Annotated in this window: 29 protein-coding genes and 1 tRNA gene; 5 read left to right on the top strand and 25 right to left on the bottom strand. The window is 59.7% G+C overall.

Annotation, left to right across the window (positions count from 1 at the left end; all coding sequences use genetic code 11):
• The first annotated feature begins 130 nt into the window (after positions 1 to 130).
• From CFBP6623_RS06325 to CFBP6623_RS06305, 5 genes are all read left to right on the top strand, one after another.
• Positions 131 to 394: a hypothetical protein gene (locus CFBP6623_RS06325; RefSeq protein WP_046800151.1), complete on the top strand. Its 264-nt coding sequence runs from the start codon at positions 131 to 133 to the stop codon at positions 392 to 394.
• 14 nt (positions 395 to 408) lie between these two features.
• Positions 409 to 636: a hypothetical protein gene (locus tag CFBP6623_RS06320; protein WP_046800152.1), complete on the top strand. Its 228-nt coding sequence runs from the start codon at positions 409 to 411 to the stop codon at positions 634 to 636.
• A 354-nt stretch (positions 637 to 990) separates the two neighbouring features.
• Positions 991 to 1143, top strand: coding sequence for a hypothetical protein (locus CFBP6623_RS06315; protein ID WP_167379149.1), 153 nt, complete (start codon positions 991 to 993; stop codon positions 1141 to 1143).
• 90 nt (positions 1144 to 1233) lie between these two features.
• A tRNA-Ser gene (locus CFBP6623_RS06310) sits at positions 1234 to 1323 on the top strand.
• A gap of 167 nt (positions 1324 to 1490) precedes the next feature.
• A complete protein-coding gene (locus CFBP6623_RS06305; protein ID WP_080842614.1) occupies positions 1491 to 2789 on the top strand; it encodes a tyrosine-type recombinase/integrase in 1299 nt (432 codons plus the stop codon).
• On the opposite strand, the gene CFBP6623_RS06300 is transcribed toward CFBP6623_RS06305, so the two are convergent.
• The 25 genes from CFBP6623_RS06300 to CFBP6623_RS06180 form a co-directional block, all read right to left on the bottom strand.
• Entirely contained in the window at positions 2786 to 2977 is a 192-nt protein-coding gene (locus CFBP6623_RS06300; RefSeq protein WP_080842089.1) for a hypothetical protein, read from the bottom strand. The two genes, CFBP6623_RS06305 and CFBP6623_RS06300, sit on opposite strands and share 4 nt — an antisense overlap.
• 11 nt (positions 2978 to 2988) lie before the next feature.
• On the bottom strand, positions 2989 to 3339 hold the full coding sequence (locus tag CFBP6623_RS06295; protein ID WP_232370413.1) for a hypothetical protein: 351 nt from the start codon (positions 3337 to 3339) through the stop codon (positions 2989 to 2991).
• Positions 3339 to 3887 carry a Lar family restriction alleviation protein gene (locus CFBP6623_RS06290; RefSeq protein ID WP_080842090.1) on the bottom strand — a complete coding sequence of 183 codons (549 nt, stop codon included), beginning with the start codon at positions 3885 to 3887 and terminating at the stop codon, positions 3339 to 3341. Before CFBP6623_RS06290 ends, CFBP6623_RS06295 begins: the two co-directional genes overlap by 1 nt.
• Positions 3880 to 4074 carry a hypothetical protein gene (locus tag CFBP6623_RS06285; RefSeq protein WP_137002511.1) on the bottom strand — a complete coding sequence of 65 codons (195 nt, stop codon included), beginning with the start codon at positions 4072 to 4074 and terminating at the stop codon, positions 3880 to 3882. Before CFBP6623_RS06285 ends, CFBP6623_RS06290 begins: the two co-directional genes overlap by 8 nt.
• 3 nt (positions 4075 to 4077) lie before the next feature.
• On the bottom strand, positions 4078 to 4788 hold the full coding sequence (locus CFBP6623_RS06280) for a hypothetical protein (protein WP_080842091.1): 711 nt from the start codon (positions 4786 to 4788) through the stop codon (positions 4078 to 4080).
• Positions 4781 to 5146, bottom strand: coding sequence for a helix-turn-helix domain-containing protein (locus CFBP6623_RS06275; protein WP_080842092.1), 366 nt, complete (start codon positions 5144 to 5146; stop codon positions 4781 to 4783). Before CFBP6623_RS06275 ends, CFBP6623_RS06280 begins: the two co-directional genes overlap by 8 nt.
• The gene (locus CFBP6623_RS06270) at positions 5139 to 5480 is read right to left on the bottom strand and encodes a winged helix-turn-helix domain-containing protein (protein WP_080842093.1); all 342 of its coding nucleotides are present in this window, start codon (positions 5478 to 5480) and stop codon (positions 5139 to 5141) included. Before CFBP6623_RS06270 ends, CFBP6623_RS06275 begins: the two co-directional genes overlap by 8 nt.
• A complete protein-coding gene (locus CFBP6623_RS06265) occupies positions 5473 to 6318 on the bottom strand; it encodes a DUF6551 family protein (protein WP_233282613.1) in 846 nt (281 codons plus the stop codon). Before CFBP6623_RS06265 ends, CFBP6623_RS06270 begins: the two co-directional genes overlap by 8 nt.
• The gene (locus CFBP6623_RS06260; protein WP_080842094.1) at positions 6315 to 6959 is read right to left on the bottom strand and encodes a hypothetical protein; all 645 of its coding nucleotides are present in this window, start codon (positions 6957 to 6959) and stop codon (positions 6315 to 6317) included. The genes CFBP6623_RS06265 and CFBP6623_RS06260 overlap by 4 nt, the downstream gene beginning before the upstream one ends.
• Positions 6952 to 7281, bottom strand: coding sequence for a hypothetical protein (locus tag CFBP6623_RS06255; protein WP_080842095.1), 330 nt, complete (start codon positions 7279 to 7281; stop codon positions 6952 to 6954). Before CFBP6623_RS06255 ends, CFBP6623_RS06260 begins: the two co-directional genes overlap by 8 nt.
• Positions 7274 to 8026 (bottom strand): DNA N-6-adenine-methyltransferase, encoded by a 753-nt coding sequence (locus tag CFBP6623_RS06250; protein ID WP_080842096.1) that lies wholly within the window; start codon positions 8024 to 8026, stop codon positions 7274 to 7276. Before CFBP6623_RS06250 ends, CFBP6623_RS06255 begins: the two co-directional genes overlap by 8 nt.
• Positions 8023 to 8943: a DUF5131 family protein gene (locus CFBP6623_RS06245; RefSeq protein ID WP_080842097.1), complete on the bottom strand. Its 921-nt coding sequence runs from the start codon at positions 8941 to 8943 to the stop codon at positions 8023 to 8025. The genes CFBP6623_RS06250 and CFBP6623_RS06245 overlap by 4 nt, the downstream gene beginning before the upstream one ends.
• Positions 8936 to 9316 (bottom strand): hypothetical protein, encoded by a 381-nt coding sequence (locus tag CFBP6623_RS06240; protein ID WP_080842098.1) that lies wholly within the window; start codon positions 9314 to 9316, stop codon positions 8936 to 8938. Before CFBP6623_RS06240 ends, CFBP6623_RS06245 begins: the two co-directional genes overlap by 8 nt.
• A gap of 3 nt (positions 9317 to 9319) precedes the next feature.
• Complete coding sequence (locus tag CFBP6623_RS06235; protein ID WP_080842099.1) at positions 9320 to 10012, bottom strand: hypothetical protein; 693 nt, start codon at positions 10010 to 10012, stop codon at positions 9320 to 9322.
• Positions 10005 to 10430: a DUF7694 domain-containing protein gene (locus tag CFBP6623_RS06230; protein ID WP_080842100.1), complete on the bottom strand. Its 426-nt coding sequence runs from the start codon at positions 10428 to 10430 to the stop codon at positions 10005 to 10007. The genes CFBP6623_RS06235 and CFBP6623_RS06230 overlap by 8 nt, the downstream gene beginning before the upstream one ends.
• Positions 10427 to 11134, bottom strand: coding sequence for a hypothetical protein (locus CFBP6623_RS06225; RefSeq protein WP_080842101.1), 708 nt, complete (start codon positions 11132 to 11134; stop codon positions 10427 to 10429). Before CFBP6623_RS06225 ends, CFBP6623_RS06230 begins: the two co-directional genes overlap by 4 nt.
• Entirely contained in the window at positions 11131 to 11385 is a 255-nt protein-coding gene (locus CFBP6623_RS06220) for a hypothetical protein (protein ID WP_080842102.1), read from the bottom strand. Before CFBP6623_RS06220 ends, CFBP6623_RS06225 begins: the two co-directional genes overlap by 4 nt.
• Positions 11382 to 11903, bottom strand: a complete 522-nt coding sequence (locus CFBP6623_RS06215; RefSeq protein WP_137002510.1) for a hypothetical protein — start codon at positions 11901 to 11903, stop codon at positions 11382 to 11384. Before CFBP6623_RS06215 ends, CFBP6623_RS06220 begins: the two co-directional genes overlap by 4 nt.
• Before the next feature lie 229 nt (positions 11904 to 12132).
• The gene (locus CFBP6623_RS06210; RefSeq protein ID WP_080842104.1) at positions 12133 to 13014 is read right to left on the bottom strand and encodes a TAXI family TRAP transporter solute-binding subunit; all 882 of its coding nucleotides are present in this window, start codon (positions 13012 to 13014) and stop codon (positions 12133 to 12135) included.
• Between the two features lie 21 nt (positions 13015 to 13035).
• Positions 13036 to 13452 (bottom strand): helix-turn-helix domain-containing protein, encoded by a 417-nt coding sequence (locus CFBP6623_RS06205; protein ID WP_080842105.1) that lies wholly within the window; start codon positions 13450 to 13452, stop codon positions 13036 to 13038.
• 1 nt (position 13453) lies between these two features.
• Positions 13454 to 13672, bottom strand: a complete 219-nt coding sequence (locus CFBP6623_RS06200) for a hypothetical protein (protein WP_080842106.1) — start codon at positions 13670 to 13672, stop codon at positions 13454 to 13456.
• Entirely contained in the window at positions 13662 to 14243 is a 582-nt protein-coding gene (locus CFBP6623_RS06195) for a hypothetical protein (protein WP_080842107.1), read from the bottom strand. Before CFBP6623_RS06195 ends, CFBP6623_RS06200 begins: the two co-directional genes overlap by 11 nt.
• Position 14244: 1 nt before the next feature.
• Positions 14245 to 14532, bottom strand: coding sequence for a hypothetical protein (locus CFBP6623_RS06190; RefSeq protein ID WP_080842108.1), 288 nt, complete (start codon positions 14530 to 14532; stop codon positions 14245 to 14247).
• Entirely contained in the window at positions 14529 to 14837 is a 309-nt protein-coding gene (locus CFBP6623_RS06185) for a hypothetical protein (RefSeq protein WP_137002509.1), read from the bottom strand. Before CFBP6623_RS06185 ends, CFBP6623_RS06190 begins: the two co-directional genes overlap by 4 nt.
• Positions 14838 to 15123: 286 nt before the next feature.
• Positions 15124 to 15546 (bottom strand): hypothetical protein, encoded by a 423-nt coding sequence (locus CFBP6623_RS06180; RefSeq protein ID WP_080842110.1) that lies wholly within the window; start codon positions 15544 to 15546, stop codon positions 15124 to 15126.
• Positions 15547 to 15549: the final 3 nt, after the last annotated feature.

Genomic DNA, 15549 nt, shown 5'->3' with positions numbered 1-15549 from the left:
CAGATTCGTTCTTGTCGCGGGGGCGATTTCCGGGCCGGAAATTGGCTGACAAAGCTTTAACCTGCGGCGATCGCCATTGAAATGCTGTTTTGCCGCTGCTACCTGATAGGGCGCAAGCAAAGGACGGCATATGGCAGCGCGCGACAGATATTCCCGGAAACTCGAATGTTCCAAATGTGGTCATCAGGGTTTTGCCGAAGTGTCGGAATCAGATGAAAAGAGCCGCGCCGATGTCGATTTTCGCGTCGATGAAATGCCGCGGGGGTTTCGCACCGAACGCGCCTCGGGTGATCCGACCGATTTCATGATCCGTTGTGGCCAGTGCGGCAACATATTTCGTTTCCTGCAAAAAACCGCCTATGCGCCCGGAGGTGAACCGCGCGTGAAGGCCTGAACGGGAGGTGCCGGATGACCATGCCGCAACAACCGAACGGGACACCGCCAAGGCGCAAGCCAATCTGGCCGTGGATCGTGCTTTTGGTGCTGACGCTCTGCGCCATCTACTCCTATAATCGCGCCAACGAAATCCTTGCCGAATTGTCTGACACGTTGCCGCCAGCGGTGCTGAACCTGTTCGAGGATATTCTTCGGGGTGGCGGACGGCACGGTGATGGCGGCCCCGGCATCGGGGTCTGAATAATCAAACGGCCAATAGTATATTGTCCACAGGCTGGCCTGTCGCATGCAGACGTTTTTTAGAGGCGCATTAAAGAAAAAAAGCCCCGCAAACGGGCGGGGCAGGTTGATCGCTCGGGGAAAGTTGGGCAATGCCCGGGAGCGATGTGACTATATAAGCGACAATATTGCTGACGCGATAGGCCACTTCCGTCCCAAACAGTACGCCGGCGCATAAAATTTGCTCAAGTGAGGAGGATTTGAAGAGATGAACTCGCTAAATCTGTCAGGCAACTTGACAGCAAGCCATCCTATTCTTTCCTTGCCTCGAATTGCACATATTTGCTCCTAACATAAAGAGACATGAGCAGACGCATGGATAAATCCGGAATCTTCTTCGTGGCGCTTTTGCTGGTGCTTGTCGCAATCGTTCTCAGCCTGACGCTGTTTGATTCGTCCCAACAGGTCCCCGCGGTTCCTGCGGGCGAAGGGTCTCTGCTGCCGCCGGCGACAACACCTGGACAGTGACTGGATATATGCAGGCGGGCGGACGGCAACGGCTTGCGACTGCCGGGATTGACGGCCATTTTCAAACCGCTATAAAGCCTCACCACCGAAGGATGGGTGTCCGAGTGGTTTAAGGAACCGGTCTTGAAAACCGGCGTGCGTGAGAGCGTACCGTGGGTTCGAATCCCACCCCATCTGCCACTTTTGTTTCGCATATGTTCCCATATGTTCCTGTTGGCCCTTGCGTGCCGGAGCAGTTCCGGTTCATATGTTCCCACTGGTTCCCATAAGGTTTCGTACTATCCCGGTCATTTCCGGGTACCAAACCGGGTATCAGGTGGCGAAAACCGGGTATCGATGGGGTGGGCGTGCTAACCGACACGGCGATTCGAAAAGCGAAGGCGCAGGACAAGCCTTATAAGCTCTCTGACACCAATGGCCTGCACGTCTATGTTACGAAGGCAGGTAGCAAAATTTTCCGGTACCGCTACGAATTTCTCGGCAAGGAAAAGACGCTCGTCATAGGTGATTATCCTGAGATGGGTTTGCTCGATGCACGGCGTGCGAGGGACGAGGCGCGCCAGTTCCTCAAATCGGGGAAAGACCCGTCCGCACAGAAAAAGCTTGAAAAGGCGATCCAGCGCTCTGACGCGGAAGCGACGTTTGCGGTTGTCGCGAAGGAGTGGTTCGACCTTGCCAGCACTGTTTGGGCGCCAGCCCATGCCAACGAGGTCTGGCGAACGCTCAAGCGTGACGTGTTGCCCCACATTGGCGGGCTGCCCATCACTGCGATCGACGCGCCGATCGTCCTTGGTGTGCTGCGCCTGATCGAGAAGCGGGGTGCTGTCGAGACGGCGAAGCGACACCGTCAGCGTATATCAGCCATCTTCGTCTACGCCATTTCCACCGGTCGAGCGACGAGCGATCCGGCTGCCGTGGTGCAGGGCGCACTGGTTCCGCTTCACAAGGGTAGGCGTCCAGCTCTGACCACTGTCGAGGCAGTCAGGCAGCTTCTTTCCGATGTGTGTAAAACGCCTGGGCGGCCTCATGTAAAATTGGGTCTGAGACTGCTCGCTGTTACGGCGGTGCGACCTGGTACCCTCGCAGCTACGCCTTGGGCGGAGTGGGACGATTTGGACGAGGACAATCCGGTCTGGCGCATCCCTGCGTCACGAATGAAGCTCAAGCTGGATCGGAAAACAGACGATCTCTACGATCATCTTGTGCCGCTTCCACGGCAGGCGATGGAGATTATTGCTTTGTTGCGGCGTCTGACTGGCAGGGGCGAATTTGTATTTCCGAATCCGCGGCGGCCGACGCAACCGATGTCCTTAAATGCCATGGGCTATTTCCTGAACCGGGCAGATTATTACGAAAAGCATGTGCCCCACGGCTTTCGTGCATCGTTCTCCTCAATCATGAATGAGCGGTTCCCGCAGGACCGATACGTCTTAGACTTGATGCTGGCCCACACCCCGAAAGATAAAGTCGAAGCGGCATACAATCGTGCGCTCCACATAGAGCGGCGAAAAGAACTGGCGCAGATCTATGCTGATCTGGTGCTGGAAGGCGTGCCGTCGCTCGAGGAGTTTGTGAACGGGCCTGTCAGGATCAACAAAAAGGGGCCGAACCCGGCCCCCTCGAGGAAAAAACGGATATCGGCTTAGCCGCCCGCCAGTTCGTCCAGGCGATCAAGCCGCCCGCGCATCTCATCGGTGAAGCGTTTCACCGTTTTGGCATCCACCGGCCGCTGGTGATCTTTGGGCAGCTCAAGTGCATCGCCAGCCCACTTCGCGGCGTTTGTGGCGATGTAGGCGCAGAGCTGGGCGAATTTGGCTTCGGTGAGTTTTGCCATCTGTTCATCCCTCAGTTTGGCGTAGTCATGTCGGCATAACGACCGATGTGCTCTTCGGCCTTTTGGAAGTAGATTTGCTGCAATCGTTCGTTCGGCTTGAACTCTGGAATGAGATCGGCGCGGCTGCCGCAGGCCTTAAAATCGGCGAATGGAAAAGGGACCCAGCTAATAGGGTCTTTCTCGGAGTGCCAATCAGGATATCCGAAGGCATATTCCTTTTCGCATTCCACGCAATTGTTCATGCCGAAGGTGACGGTCTTGTTGAGCGCGCCGCACCATGGACAACATGCCCCATTGGAAAAACACGGGACAGGGACGGGTAGTTTACGCAGCGCTTTGCTGAACTCGTCGTCGACGTTCATCATCGCTCCTCAGCCTGCAGGGCGAGAATTACCTGCGCCGATCGTTCGTGAAAATCCGAAGCACGCTTCGCGCTTTTGGTGATCTTGCCGTTTTTGTAGCTGGCAGGATCGTTCCGGATCTCGGTCACGCGAGTTTGGTGGGTGCCGGCGGCCAGCTCGAAGGCCTGCCGCCTGGCATTCTGTATTGCCACTTTCTTGTCTAGATGGAGGCGACGAGCATGTTCCTCGGCAGCCTCGGCCTTTGCTTTGAGGTTGCCGTAGTGGGCACTTATCATGTTGCCGATCATGTCCGGCTTGTCGGGGAACCGGGCGCGGTCCTCGAGGACGGTGGCGAGCTGGGTGCGCAGTTCATCAACATCAGGTCGCCGATTCCAGCTTTCGATGACGAGCCGCCTAGCGTCTGGCTTATGGTTGGGATGCAAAGTGCCAGAGTGCGATCCGCAAGCGCCGCACCCGACTTTCCAATAACCATAGTCGTCTTCGTAGGCCTCGACCATGCTATTGCCGGGGCCGCAGTGGGCGCAGTGGATTGGCTCGATATCAGTCATGGCCGCCCTCCTGCTTTGAGGCGGCATATTTGGCGCGCTGAATCGCCCGGTTTTGGATCGATGCGCGCTGGAGATTGAGGCTCTCCCAAATAGCTTTTGCCGCGTCGGCTTTGGCCAAGGCTTCTTTCTCCTCATCAGTGAGGAAATCGCGCCAAGGCCATTTCGCTTCTTTTTTTTCGAAGGTCATGCCTCAGCCCTCCTGTTTTGCGGGTGCTGCGGCGATGGCTGCGTCATATCCTGCGCCGACCATTGGAGCCTGTGTACCGTCGAATGAAGCCTCAAACATGGCTTCAAACATCGCCCGCATCATTTCCCAAGTCGGCTCTATCGGCACAAGCTGCCAACCCGCCACGTCCTGCACCTGTGCGGAGAGGGCGGAGCGAATGCGGGCCAGCGCATGGAATGGCACCTCGTAATAATCCTCCCACGTATCGGTGCCATCGGCTTCGAAACACATTCGGCTTCCTTCACGGACACGATCTACGCCAAACGCCTCGATCATTTCCTTGTTTGTCTGGAAAGCCTTCACGGCCACGGATGGCACGGGCGGGGCGGCGCGTAGGGCGTCAAGTTCGGCTTTGTATTCATGCCACAGCATATCCGCCGCTCTGCGGGCTGTGTTCGTGCTGTCGATGAAGCTCATGGCGAGATCGAAGGGGCGCAGGTTCGGATTGGGGGTTCCGTTACAGCATTTCAGGCCCGCCGCTATCAGCGCGTCACGTTGCGCGACAATCTCGGCCACGGGCTCCGCAGCGGACAGGGCGGCTATCTCTGCCTCGATCTCGGAAAGCACACGCTGCGCATCGCCGGCTTCCGTATCATAACTGCGGCCTTCGCGACCTTCGGCGACGCCGAGTTCGAAATACTGGTGCAGCAGCTCGGTAATCTTCTGGTTACGCATGGTGTTCGCCCTTCTGGATGAATTGATTTCTGTCAGTAAGGGCGTAGCCGGTGCCCCATACCGTGGCGATTTCGACGCCAAAAGTCTTGAGCTTCTTCCGCATCTTGCAGACGAAGACATCGACGATCTTGATTTCTGGCTCGACATCGACGCTATCGCTGTACATCGCGAGCATGATGGATTGCTTCGTTGCTACGTCGCGCGTGGTCAGGTGGGCAAATACCTTCGCTTCGGAAGCGGTGAGACGCCACTCGACTGGAATATGGATGTTGCTCGGCGCGAGCGCGTCTTCGAGCTGCCGGATCCGCTCCCGAAGGGTCTCAATCTCGGTGCCCTGTATATCGAGAAGATCATCCATGCGCCGCACTCACCAGATGATAGCCCATGAACCTCTCCCCCTTTATCTGGAAACCGTGCGTCGCGATTTTCCGGCGCAGCCTGCTGATGTGCGATTCGAGCGTGTTTTCGTCCGGTATGTCGCCAATCCAATCGCCATAGACGGCGGACATGAGGCTCTGTTTCGTTGCGATCGGCCGCGCCCGCAAATGGGCGAATATTCTGGCCTCACTCGCCGTCAGCCCCCATTCGACCGGCGGAAAGAACTCCATCGGAGCAAGGGCGGCGAGCGCTTGTCTAAGGCGCTCGCGCAGCGTCTCGATTTCTTCTTGCTGGCAACGAACCAGATCATCCATTCCGTGGCTTTCGGCGGTTCATGAAAATGACCGATGCATAAGCCCGCCAACGCGGCACCTTGCGCTCGGCCGCGAAGCGCTGGGCCTCGCTCTCGATCGTTGAGCCCTTGGCAGAAATGATGAGGCTGATGCGCTCGCCTTCAATCTCGCCCTGATATTCTTTCGCGTAGAGAAGATGCTCGACAGCCTTGATCATGTCTGCCGAGACCGGTGCTGCCCCAGCCGCGCGGCAAATCTCGAGGACCTTGCGAGCGCCGGCGGCGTGGCGACGGTTTACCAGCGATTTGATGGTGCTGACCGCGAGCGTTTCGCCTGGTTTGAATTTCGCGAACGGCGGGGGATTGCGCAGAATGACGACGCCGGCGCGCTCGCAAACCTGGGCGATGGTCAGCGCGTCTTCGTCGCCCGCCGCCACCATAGCGTTGTGGAGCTGGGTCGCCGTGACCTGAATGCGGTCGCGGTTATGTCGAACAAAAGCGCTGGCGCGAGTTTCGTGGGTTTCTGCCTTGACCACGAGAACGGGGAGATTGTCGATGCCGCCGTGCGTCACCGCGCCGATCGCCGTGTGCTGGCCGTCGATGACTTCCAGCCGTCCATCCACCTCGACCACGACAGGCGGCTTGAACGCGGTCCACGACCATTCCGAGACGATCTTGCGGATCAGCTTCACTGAGCGCTCTGAAAGCCCGCGCTGGTAACTCTCGTCGACATAGAGAGTTGCGGGCGGCACTATGCGCAGTTCCGGCGGGGCCGTGGTGATTTCGCAGGGGGTGACGTCGGGCAGCTTTAGCGCGGCGATCGGCCGCTTGCCGGTTGCGTTCTGCACAGTCATGTTCATACCTTGTCCCTTTCGCGGTAGCGGGCAAGCAGCGTCTTGCCAGCCTCTTCGTTGATGTTGTCGAGCTGGCGCAGCGCCCAATTGAGACCTTCGGCGAAGCCGCTGCGGCTGCCCTTGTGGTAATCGTCGATTCCACGCTGGGCGGCCTTGCGCTCGCGGTCCTCGACGATCGTGGTGACAGTGACGGGAAACGCGCCTCGGGAATGCGGCTCTGCGCTGTGATAGACGCTGTGACCCGGCTCTCCGGAAAGCGGAACAGCGCGCCACCATTCGTGGCGGACGGGCTGCGGGCCGTAGTCGAGACGAGACACGACCACGTATCTCGTGTCGTAGTAGCAATCAGCGCCGGTATGTTCGTTGACCGCCTGGGCGAATGCATATCGATCGTGGTGGCCCTTCGCCCAATATCCCATAAGCCCGCCGCCGTCTGATCCGGCTTCGCGGAGGTCGATAATTTCAATCGTCGGCGGGCGGCGGCCGATGAAGGAGGTAAGATGTTCGGCCGCGAGGCGCACCGATTCCTCGTAAGGCCCAAGAGGATTGATGCCGGCAAGGCTGAAATCACTCTCGATCGTTATAACCTGCTCGCCATCAACGCGGACCTCGACGGCCCAATGCTGCTTTTCCTTGGTGTCAGACAAGGCCGTTCTCCTTCAAAAAGTCCTCGAGGCCAACGGGCTGCTCTGAGGCTGTGAAATAGTGGGTGATATCGTCGTTGAGCCGGTCCCAAGCGCCGTCGAGGCGATCGACGACGCGGTTCCAGACCACGGGGCCGGTTTTCCGCTTGCGCATGGTGCGCTCGACCTTGCGCCAGCGGGCGTTTAGCTGCCTCCAGCGCTTCCGCGTGCGGTCGGGGAGGGTGTTCCAGCATTTGCGGCAGATGATCCACGACGAGCCCGGGTGTTTGTCCTGACCGGCGGTGCGGCGGCAATTGGGGTTGATGCAGGCGATGCGGTCAGTCATTGGTCGCGACCTCCCATAAGCCTCTCGCCGCGCGGACGAACGGCCCGCGTTGCAGCTCCTGCCGGATCTTCGCCTCAACGTTTCGATTGCTGCGGGCCTTCGGGTGCCTGACGAGCGCCCGGTAGATTTCAGCAAGAGGGATAGGTCCGCGCTTCTCGGACATGAAAGCGGCCAGCACCTCGCGCCATGTCTGCGTTACGCTGGTACCAGTCCAGAAACGAGGCAGGAGGAGGGGCACAAATTGGCCGTCAATGCCGCAATGGCCGAGCTGGGCCGCGTTGTCGAGACCATAGGCGCATAGCACCGACGGCGCACCGCTGTTCTTCGTCGCCCGCCTGCCGTCTACCAGGTGGAAATTGATCCGACCGCGGAGGAAAAGCACCGCGGCTGCTCGCTCCCACACGAAACGGAAGAACGCATCAGTTTCGGTGCGGGCGAAGATGAGGGAGACGCCGTCATCGTGATGAGCAAGGCGGCCCAGCCAGAGACCGATAACGGATGTGGAATACGGAGGGTTCAGCCAGACCCGGCCGCCCCACGGTTTCGTAAGCCCGTTGTCCTCGATCGTCAGATGCCGTTTCGCCGTAGGCCAAGGCCTCACGATGGGCGAGCAGGGGTCAAGATCGAACGATGCAGCGCCGCCCAGCGCTTCAATGATGCTGGGAGGCGTCAGCCACTCGTCGGTGCGTGCCCGCGCGCTGTGGTGGCCGCCGATGCCGGCAAAGAGGGGAGCAGTTTCCGTCATGCCGCCAACGCCTTCGGAAACTGGAGATATTCGGTGCCGTAAATCTCACGGCCAGCAGCTTTCTTGCCCACCCGCACCATTTGCACTGTGCCGAGATTGGTGACGGAGAATGCGTTGTCGTCGCGGGGCAGGTCAACGCTCGGGTAGGCCTGCATCGGCTTGACGCCCGGCAGCTTGCGCGCAACGTCGGCCGGAACCCACTCGCCCCACTGCTTGAACAGGAACGGGACCGGCTTGCGCGGGTAGCGGCGCAGCGTGCAGGCGTTCATGATGTCGTCGAGCCACTCCGGATGCATCGGACGGGCATCCTTGCCACTCTCGCCGCCGACAATTACCCAATCGATGTGATCCAGCCATTCAGCCTTAAGACGGGTGCGCCCAAGGAGGGGTTCCAAGCTCAAGCCGATCCATGGCAGGCCGAGACGCTGCTTAAGATCGATCAGACGGGGGATGTCCCGGTTTGCCTCGCGCTGCGACGTGATGGAGAACATCAGGCCAATGTGACGGGGCCAGTTATCGAGCCACGAGGTCGGCACCATCTTGGCGACGTTCGCGCCGCGCTTGGTCAGGAAGATGATGCGCAGGCCAATGGCGTGGGCCGCTTCGGTGAACAGCTCCTGCCGCCAGGCATCGTCCACTTCGTTATCGAAGGTGTCCGACATGGACTGCATGAAAACGCGCATCAGGCGGCTATGCTCGTTGAAAAACGTCAGCGAGGATTTGCGGTTCAGCATCCGGATCAGGGACACGGCGGATTTGATCTTCCGCCGCGGCGCCCCCGGGCCCCATTCGCCGGTGCCGCGAAACGCGTTCCAGCTCTCGGCATAGCAATGATCGCACCCGGGCGAGACCTTCGTGCAGCCCCACCAGAAATTCACGGTGGCGTCGCACCACTCGATTGCGGAGGTTTCAGCCATGGGCGGCCTCCGACACCAAGACGCGGGCTGCTATGATCGGCGGCAGTTTCTTGCACCAGCTGACGAAGCCCTCCAAGACAGGTTGAATATTTGTGTCGTCAGCCCAGCCGGCAAGGCCGATAAAGCCGCCGGGGTTAAATGAGACCGCCTCACGGTTTTCGAAGTGCCGGGAATCGCATCTCAGGGCGGCCCAGCCTGCAGGCCAGTCAAAAAACTGAACCCTTGGCCTCATTCGGAAGGTGCCATCCATCAAGCCGGACGCCCGAAGCGAGGCGTCCAGTTCGTTTTTGAGGGCTTTCAAATCGCTGGGCAGCAAATCAGCGAAAGTGAGGTCAGTTGCGGCGAACAACGCCCGCGCATCATCTCTAGTCAAGGCTCAATACTCCCCGTATTCGAGGGAAGGATCGAGTTCATCCATGATGAGCATAGAGCCGCAGGCGTAGGCCGAGAAAACCATCTTCTGGTAGCCCCAATAGCTACCCATGCCGATCACCTTAGCCACGTCTCGGCGGTTTATGGAGAGGCCTGAAACTTTGCCTTTATTGTCGACGTAGAATTGCGTCTCGCACTCATAGCGTTTGCGGGTATCGCCGTCCGGATCGATACCGACGTGATAGCAACCAGCTAGGTACGATGAATCGCTCTCTTCGATAAAGACGGCGATTTTTCCCCAAGGGGTGTCCGATCCCTCCTTTGCTTGCTCAATCATCTTTTCGAGAACGGCTGAGAATTTCAGCTCTTTCGGTGCGATTTGGAGCAGTTCCTGCATTTCGGAGGCGAGCTTTACGTTGAGCAGCTCAGTGATGTTTGCGTCCAACTTCTCGCGCAGCAGCGCCATGACCATTACGCCGTAGGCGGGAACGTCGATCTTGTCACCGATCGAAAGCGCCGCTCCCACTGCCGTGGTAAGCTGTTTTTTGACGTTTCCGCCGTATCTGAACTCGTCATCGACCGCGCTCTGGATCGCCTCGTCGATCTTCTTGTCGATTAGCTTGCGGATATGCTCTTCCGACGTTTTGCGCGTCACTTCGGCCAGAATGTAGTCTTGCAGGTTTGCGGGTTCAGTCATTGCTCGTCCTCGGGAACAGAGAGAAAGGAAGGGGCGCTGGCAGCACCCACAGGTGATACATGTCCGCGTCATCGACGATTTCAGCTCGAGGCGGGTAGACCTCGACCGCGGTGGCGTCGGGACCGGCTATCTCGTCCTTGATGCGCTGCATCTCCGGCCATGTCGGCCGCACGCCAGAGAGCGACGTGATAGCCAGGTGGCGCGTGCCATCGGGCAGGGTCCGATCCAGCACGCTGAACACGTTGTTGCGGTGCGCCGTGGTGATATCGGCAGTCCATCCGTGCGGATGGACAGTGCCTCGAGGGAGCTTGAGAGTTTCCCACTTGCTCCATTTTCCGGCGCGGCGGGCTATGCCCTCGTCGCGCAGGATCAGGCGGCGATTCCGGCGAGGCAGGTCATCGAAGGTGGAATAGCTCATGCCGCCACCTTGTCGATGTTCGCGTGGATCGTGACGAAGGTGTAGGCAATCACCCACGGATTGGCGTCCCACGCTCCTTCACCGTTGATCCGGTCCCAAAGCATCTGGAACACCTCACGGGGATTGTGAGAGGCTTGGCCGAAATACTGGTCGCCTTTCTCGACGACATACCGGCCCGTTGCCGGTAGCTTTTGCAGCCCCTCTGCGCGGGCGTCGTCGGCGCTGATGTCCTGCAGACGCTCGACCTTGACGTTCGTCACCTCGAGCGTCAGGCGGGAGTGCTTCTTGAACATGAAGCGGGCGGTTCGCTTATGCCATGCCGGCGTGTGAGGATCCGCGTTGTGCATGCCGCGGCGGAAGACCTCAGGGGCATCGAAAATGACCTCGTCCGAATCCTCGACGAACTGCCATTTCTGTTTGCCCAGCTTGGTCTTTGCCGCGCCCTTCGGCTCCCAATGGCCGTAGCGATAGTGAGTTTCGAGAACGTATAGGCGATCGCCCACCGCAACGCGCGGACGGAAAGGAGGTGACGCGACGCGTCGGCCGGACGCGTCAACGACCGTGAATGAAACGACGTCATTCGGAAGCGGACTATCGCCAAAAGCAACCATGTAGGGCTCAATGACCCGCCGCGTCTGCGTCTTGCGACCGGCCAGAAGGGCGCGCACCATTTCGCGGCTGAACAGGATCGGGCGGTCAGTCATGCTTCGCCGCCTTCCGCCTCTTGCGCAAGGCGCGCTAGGAGCGCTTCACCGTCTGGAAGCTGACTGACCTCGATAGCGGTCTCGACGATTCCGGAGCGGAGGGCGCGGCAAAATGCGAGATGGAATGCGTCGCACGTCATAGCGCCGCGCTGCATCTCCGCGAAGTAGACGTTCTCCGCGATGTCAGAGGCCTCGACGATCTTCTGACGGTGCCGCTTGAGAGGGTCTCGACTGGTGACGCGGTGGCTCATGCCGCACCGCCTTCGGCCGGCGCAGCTTCGCCAATGGTGCCGAGGATCGGAATAGCGTCCTCGAAGTCGATGAGGGTTCTGTAATCCTTGCCCTCGTCGCGGTTCTCGTCGCTCTGTACGGCGAGCTGCGCCGTCGATCGGTCGAAATCCTTGACCGTTCCGGCTCGAAGCGTCGGGGTGCAGACGCGATCTCCGATATTGAAGGGGATTTTTACGCTGTAGAGCGTGACCCACGCCCGAACCACATGTTGATGCGCGCTTTGGATGTCCAGCCTGTCCAAGCACTCGACAAGGGCGCTATCAGGTTCCCAGCCGTAACGCTCCTCCAGCTCCTTGGCGTATTCATAGCCATTGTTGTGGATGCAATCTGTCAGCTGGGATTTAAGATCCTTGGGCTGGAACTGTGCGCGAAGGTCTATCCATTCTTGGACCGGCTTCACCAACCGCTCAACTGCCCGCTCCACGACCACGGGGTCGTGATACTTGGGCCGAGGGGGGATTTTCGCTATTTCCGTCATATCAATCTCCATGACCTGTTCAGGAAACCCCGCCCGAAGGCAGGCGGGGAAACCGGAGCGGGTCAGCGCTTGCCGAGCCAGATAGCCAGGTGCAGGAGGCCCAGCAGGCAAAGGCAGAGGAAGAAGTCGATGATCGGCCCGGTGATGATCATGAGGAGGCAAATGGCGATCGCGGTCACACCGATAATCTCCGAAGTCCGATTCCTCACCGCGGCTTTCAACCGGGCGATCAATTGCCATACTCCGCTTTCACGCCCTGGGCGGCCCGCGCCGCTGCCGACACGAAGGCGGGCAGGGTTTTGGCGTCGATCCGATCCGTGTTGACGAAGATGGCGGCGGGCCAAGAGATGGTGCTGCGCGATGAGAACCAGCCCGCCTGCAGAGACTTGGGATAGGTGCCCTTCGGGATGTCGCGATATTCGTAGAGCGGGTCGCCCTTGATATCCGTCGCATCGTCGAAGTCCCGATCGTTGGCGCCAGCCAGAAGCACGGTATCGCCATAGACCTGATCGGCCTCATTGACGGTGCCGTTCTTGATGCCCGCGGGCACGAGCATGCACGTCGTTTCGCCGCTCGAGACGGCAGAGAGCGCGAGAACGCCACCTTCATTGCGAACCGGCACCTTTCCGTAGGATTCGTCCTCGGCAACGATGTTCTGCCAGATCAGCCACGCGCCGCTGCCGGGTTCGCCGATCGCGACGGAATACTTGGCCGGATCGTCTGGCAGGTCCGAAAGGTCATCCACGCCGGATTTCTTGCCGCACAGGACATGCAGATATTCCCGGTGCAGCGTTGCGACCTGCCGGAGATTCTTCACCTTGGCCGGGGAGGAGCGGCCGACGAACACCGGGCCGTCGGGCTGGCCGATCATCGCGTCGCAGGCCTGCGGGTCGGTGGGGTCGAGATCGAGGACCCGCTCGAGGTTATCAATCGTGCCTTCGGTCGGCACGTTGACCACGCTGAGCGATTTGCCCGCCATCTTCGCCACGGCGTCACCCGCGGCGAAGTAATTGCCGCTTTCGGCCCCGGTGCAAAGCCGGATAGATGCGGCCTTGGCCTCAATTGAGAGGCATGCAACGGCAATAGCCGCTAATACAATCAATGGCTTCATGAGAAGTCCTCAGGTTTGAGATTAGATTTCCTCGGCGCAACCGCGCGCCGCGACGAGTTCGATCACGCCAAGAAGCTGGCGGCGGGCTTTGCCGTCGCCGATCTTCATCCAGAGGCGCGCGAGGCGGACGCCATCAGGGCTCTGCATGAAGGCAATGGCCTCGTCTTTTTCGACGTTGTTGGACACGCCATGAGTCGGAGCATCTTCGAAGAAATAGGCGGGGCTCACGCCGAGGGTGTCGGCGATCTGCTGCAACCGGCTCGCGCCGACGCGGTTCACGCCCTTTTCGTATTTCTGGACCTGCTGGAACGTGATGCCGACTGAATCGGCCAACGTGGTCTGGCTCATGCCCATGACCTTGCGGCGGGCACGGATCAGCGCGCCGACATGGACATCCACTGCGTTAGGCTTCTTTGCGTGCTGTGCGGTATCGAGCATTTCAGTCTCCTTGAGTGAGGCCCATGCGGGCGCGGTGGTGATGATCGTCAGCCGCGGCCTGGCGCAGCATCCCTTGGCGGATCGCCTCGATGTAGTTGATCTGGTTACGGCGCTGGAGCGCGCGATGGGCGCGGCCGATCAGCCAGCCCAGCCCGAAGGCCGAGACCGCGAAAAACAGGCTGCCCAGCAGCGTGACGGGGGCGGAAAGGTCAGGCAGCATTTTCGAACTCCGGAAATTCAATCTCCGGCCGCGCCATCTTGCGGATGCGCCGCTTGTCGATCAGCTGCATGATGTGCATTACCGGCCCGCGGCGGTGCTGGTAGTCGAAACGAAACCAAGCGAAGTTGTCCTTGCTGTCGTGTTCCGTCTCCGCGAACCAGCGCACACGGCCGATTGGCACGATGTCGGTGCACATCGGCATGAAGTTCGCGCTTTGCAGGTTGAACGCGAAATCGGCTTCCAGAAGGAGCCAGGTCGGCGCGATCCTCATGAACTTCCGGATCATCGCCTCGAGGATCTGCCAGGTGTAGGGCGGGTTGGTGATGATCACGTCGGGCCGCGCGTGTTCCAGCCACGGATCGGTCAGGGCATCAACACCATCTTGAATGTCGCCGCTGTGGACGCACGAAAGGTCAAAGCTTTCCAACCAGCGGATCAGCCGGCCATCGCCATGGCACGGTTCGGCGAATGTCTCGACGCCCTCGAGGAACCTGCGCAGGGGCAAAGCGGCCTCATAGGGTGTCAGATACTCATCGTGCTTGTTGCGGGGAAAGTTGGAATGCTTGCTCACGTCAGTTCGCCCTCTCGCCGTAGAGAGGTGCGACGATCGTTCCAATCACGTGATCGACGTCCACCGCCGTGATGACATCGGCGAACAGGTGAAGCTTGGCCATCGCCTCGGCGAAGTTCGGCGCGGGGTAATGAACCACGAGGCCGAGCGACACCATTGACGCGGTGGGGTAAAGGTCGCGCAGCGCGATGTAGGCAATGAGTTGCTGGACGTTGAGGGAGGGGGAAAGGCCGGAGGCAGCGGCGAGCGCGACGCCCGCCGCGACGTGATACGGGGGAAGCTCGCTCATGCGGCATTCCCGAAGATCGCCTGCATCATCTCCATGCGGTTCTGCAACAGCAGATCTTCGATCATGTGCTTCTTGTAGACCGAGGGCGGAGCGCACTCCTGCCAGAGAATGACGTTGGCCGCTGCATCGCCTTCTGCCGCGTCGTTCAGCAGATCGAAGCAATCGGTAATTTCAGGCTCGCGGATGCTGTTGGTGGTGCGCCCGTCGTCGCAGATCATAGATCCGCCACAGGCGGAGCAGCTGTCAGGGAAGAAGTGGTTGAGACGCTCGACGAGGCCGCAGTTGGTGCAGGTCCAAGATTTCATCACGCACCTCAACGGTTCAAGGTGGCGTGGCACGTCGCGGCGGACGCGGTGCAGCGGCTCATGCCGTCATCGGCGTGGAAAATCAGGGCAAGCGATATCGCTCCCGCAAAAGCAAGCAGGCTTCGCATTCGTCTATCTCCATCGGCAAATCCGGTTGCGGCGAAGCAACCTTCGATGGAGTGAGATTTACACGCTATTGCGTGCGCGTCAAGTGGAAATGCACGCTATTGCGTGCGATGTTTTCGGGCGGCGCAACCGCCGCCCGAATCGCCGGGGCGAGCGCCCGTTACGATTTCTTCTTCAATACGTCAGCGACGCTGAAAGCGCCGCGCGCACCGGCTTCATTCGCATGGAACATCACGACCGTTACGCCTACATGCGCGGTGGGCGCGTGCATCGGCGTGTAAGTCGTCGAGCCGGAATAGAAGCCGCTATTATATGAGCCAAAGGTTTGCGCCTGCATCCCCACGAATTGCGACCCGCTCGCCGTCGTGGCATCCGTTAGACGGAAGTGGCTGTACCCGCGTTTTTTGGTCGCTTCCGCCGCCTTTACCAAGGTCGCCTGTCCGGCGGTCGAGGTGAACAAGAGGCCACTGGCCTGTGTGTCCAACCGAACCATGTTCGGAGCCAGCGGCATCTCACTTGTAGTTGCGCATGCCGTGACCAGAGCGACAGCGCCGACCAGTGTCAAAAACTTCAATGCATTCATGAT

The sequence above is a fragment of the Agrobacterium tumefaciens genome, assembly GCF_005221385.1.
GTDB lineage: Bacteria > Pseudomonadota > Alphaproteobacteria > Rhizobiales > Rhizobiaceae > Agrobacterium > Agrobacterium tomkonis.
This window is presented reverse-complemented; position numbering and strand designations above follow the sequence as displayed.

What these genes read in the sequence shown, in the direction of transcription:
- CFBP6623_RS06325 (WP_046800151.1), top strand. Translation starts at nt 131, where the DNA reads ATGGCAGCGCGCGACAGATATTCCCGGAAACTCGAATGTTCCAAATGT.
- CFBP6623_RS06320 (WP_046800152.1), top strand. Translation starts at nt 409, where the DNA reads ATGACCATGCCGCAACAACCGAACGGGACACCGCCAAGGCGCAAGCCA.
- CFBP6623_RS06315 (WP_167379149.1), top strand. Translation starts at nt 991, where the DNA reads ATGGATAAATCCGGAATCTTCTTCGTGGCGCTTTTGCTGGTGCTTGTC.
- CFBP6623_RS06300 (WP_080842089.1), bottom strand. Translation starts at nt 2,977, where the DNA reads ATGGCAAAACTCACCGAAGCCAAATTCGCCCAGCTCTGCGCCTACATC.
- CFBP6623_RS06295 (WP_232370413.1), bottom strand. Translation starts at nt 3,339, where the DNA reads ATGAACGTCGACGACGAGTTCAGCAAAGCGCTGCGTAAACTACCCGTC.
- CFBP6623_RS06290 (WP_080842090.1), bottom strand. Translation starts at nt 3,887, where the DNA reads ATGACTGATATCGAGCCAATCCACTGCGCCCACTGCGGCCCCGGCAAT.
- CFBP6623_RS06285 (WP_137002511.1), bottom strand. Translation starts at nt 4,074, where the DNA reads ATGACCTTCGAAAAAAAAGAAGCGAAATGGCCTTGGCGCGATTTCCTC.
- CFBP6623_RS06280 (WP_080842091.1), bottom strand. Translation starts at nt 4,788, where the DNA reads ATGCGTAACCAGAAGATTACCGAGCTGCTGCACCAGTATTTCGAACTC.
- CFBP6623_RS06275 (WP_080842092.1), bottom strand. Translation starts at nt 5,146, where the DNA reads ATGGATGATCTTCTCGATATACAGGGCACCGAGATTGAGACCCTTCGG.
- CFBP6623_RS06270 (WP_080842093.1), bottom strand. Translation starts at nt 5,480, where the DNA reads ATGGATGATCTGGTTCGTTGCCAGCAAGAAGAAATCGAGACGCTGCGC.
- CFBP6623_RS06265 (WP_233282613.1), bottom strand. Translation starts at nt 6,318, where the DNA reads ATGAACATGACTGTGCAGAACGCAACCGGCAAGCGGCCGATCGCCGCG.
- CFBP6623_RS06255 (WP_080842095.1), bottom strand. Translation starts at nt 7,281, where the DNA reads ATGACTGACCGCATCGCCTGCATCAACCCCAATTGCCGCCGCACCGCC.
- CFBP6623_RS06250 (WP_080842096.1), bottom strand. Translation starts at nt 8,026, where the DNA reads ATGACGGAAACTGCTCCCCTCTTTGCCGGCATCGGCGGCCACCACAGC.
- CFBP6623_RS06245 (WP_080842097.1), bottom strand. Translation starts at nt 8,943, where the DNA reads ATGGCTGAAACCTCCGCAATCGAGTGGTGCGACGCCACCGTGAATTTC.
- CFBP6623_RS06235 (WP_080842099.1), bottom strand. Translation starts at nt 10,012, where the DNA reads ATGACTGAACCCGCAAACCTGCAAGACTACATTCTGGCCGAAGTGACG.
- CFBP6623_RS06230 (WP_080842100.1), bottom strand. Translation starts at nt 10,430, where the DNA reads ATGAGCTATTCCACCTTCGATGACCTGCCTCGCCGGAATCGCCGCCTG.
- CFBP6623_RS06225 (WP_080842101.1), bottom strand. Translation starts at nt 11,134, where the DNA reads ATGACTGACCGCCCGATCCTGTTCAGCCGCGAAATGGTGCGCGCCCTT.
- CFBP6623_RS06220 (WP_080842102.1), bottom strand. Translation starts at nt 11,385, where the DNA reads ATGAGCCACCGCGTCACCAGTCGAGACCCTCTCAAGCGGCACCGTCAG.
- CFBP6623_RS06215 (WP_137002510.1), bottom strand. Translation starts at nt 11,903, where the DNA reads ATGACGGAAATAGCGAAAATCCCCCCTCGGCCCAAGTATCACGACCCC.
- CFBP6623_RS06210 (WP_080842104.1), bottom strand. Translation starts at nt 13,014, where the DNA reads ATGAAGCCATTGATTGTATTAGCGGCTATTGCCGTTGCATGCCTCTCA.
- CFBP6623_RS06205 (WP_080842105.1), bottom strand. Translation starts at nt 13,452, where the DNA reads ATGCTCGATACCGCACAGCACGCAAAGAAGCCTAACGCAGTGGATGTC.
- CFBP6623_RS06200 (WP_080842106.1), bottom strand. Translation starts at nt 13,672, where the DNA reads ATGCTGCCTGACCTTTCCGCCCCCGTCACGCTGCTGGGCAGCCTGTTT.
- CFBP6623_RS06190 (WP_080842108.1), bottom strand. Translation starts at nt 14,532, where the DNA reads ATGAGCGAGCTTCCCCCGTATCACGTCGCGGCGGGCGTCGCGCTCGCC.
- CFBP6623_RS06185 (WP_137002509.1), bottom strand. Translation starts at nt 14,837, where the DNA reads ATGAAATCTTGGACCTGCACCAACTGCGGCCTCGTCGAGCGTCTCAAC.
- CFBP6623_RS06180 (WP_080842110.1), bottom strand. Translation starts at nt 15,546, where the DNA reads ATGAATGCATTGAAGTTTTTGACACTGGTCGGCGCTGTCGCTCTGGTC.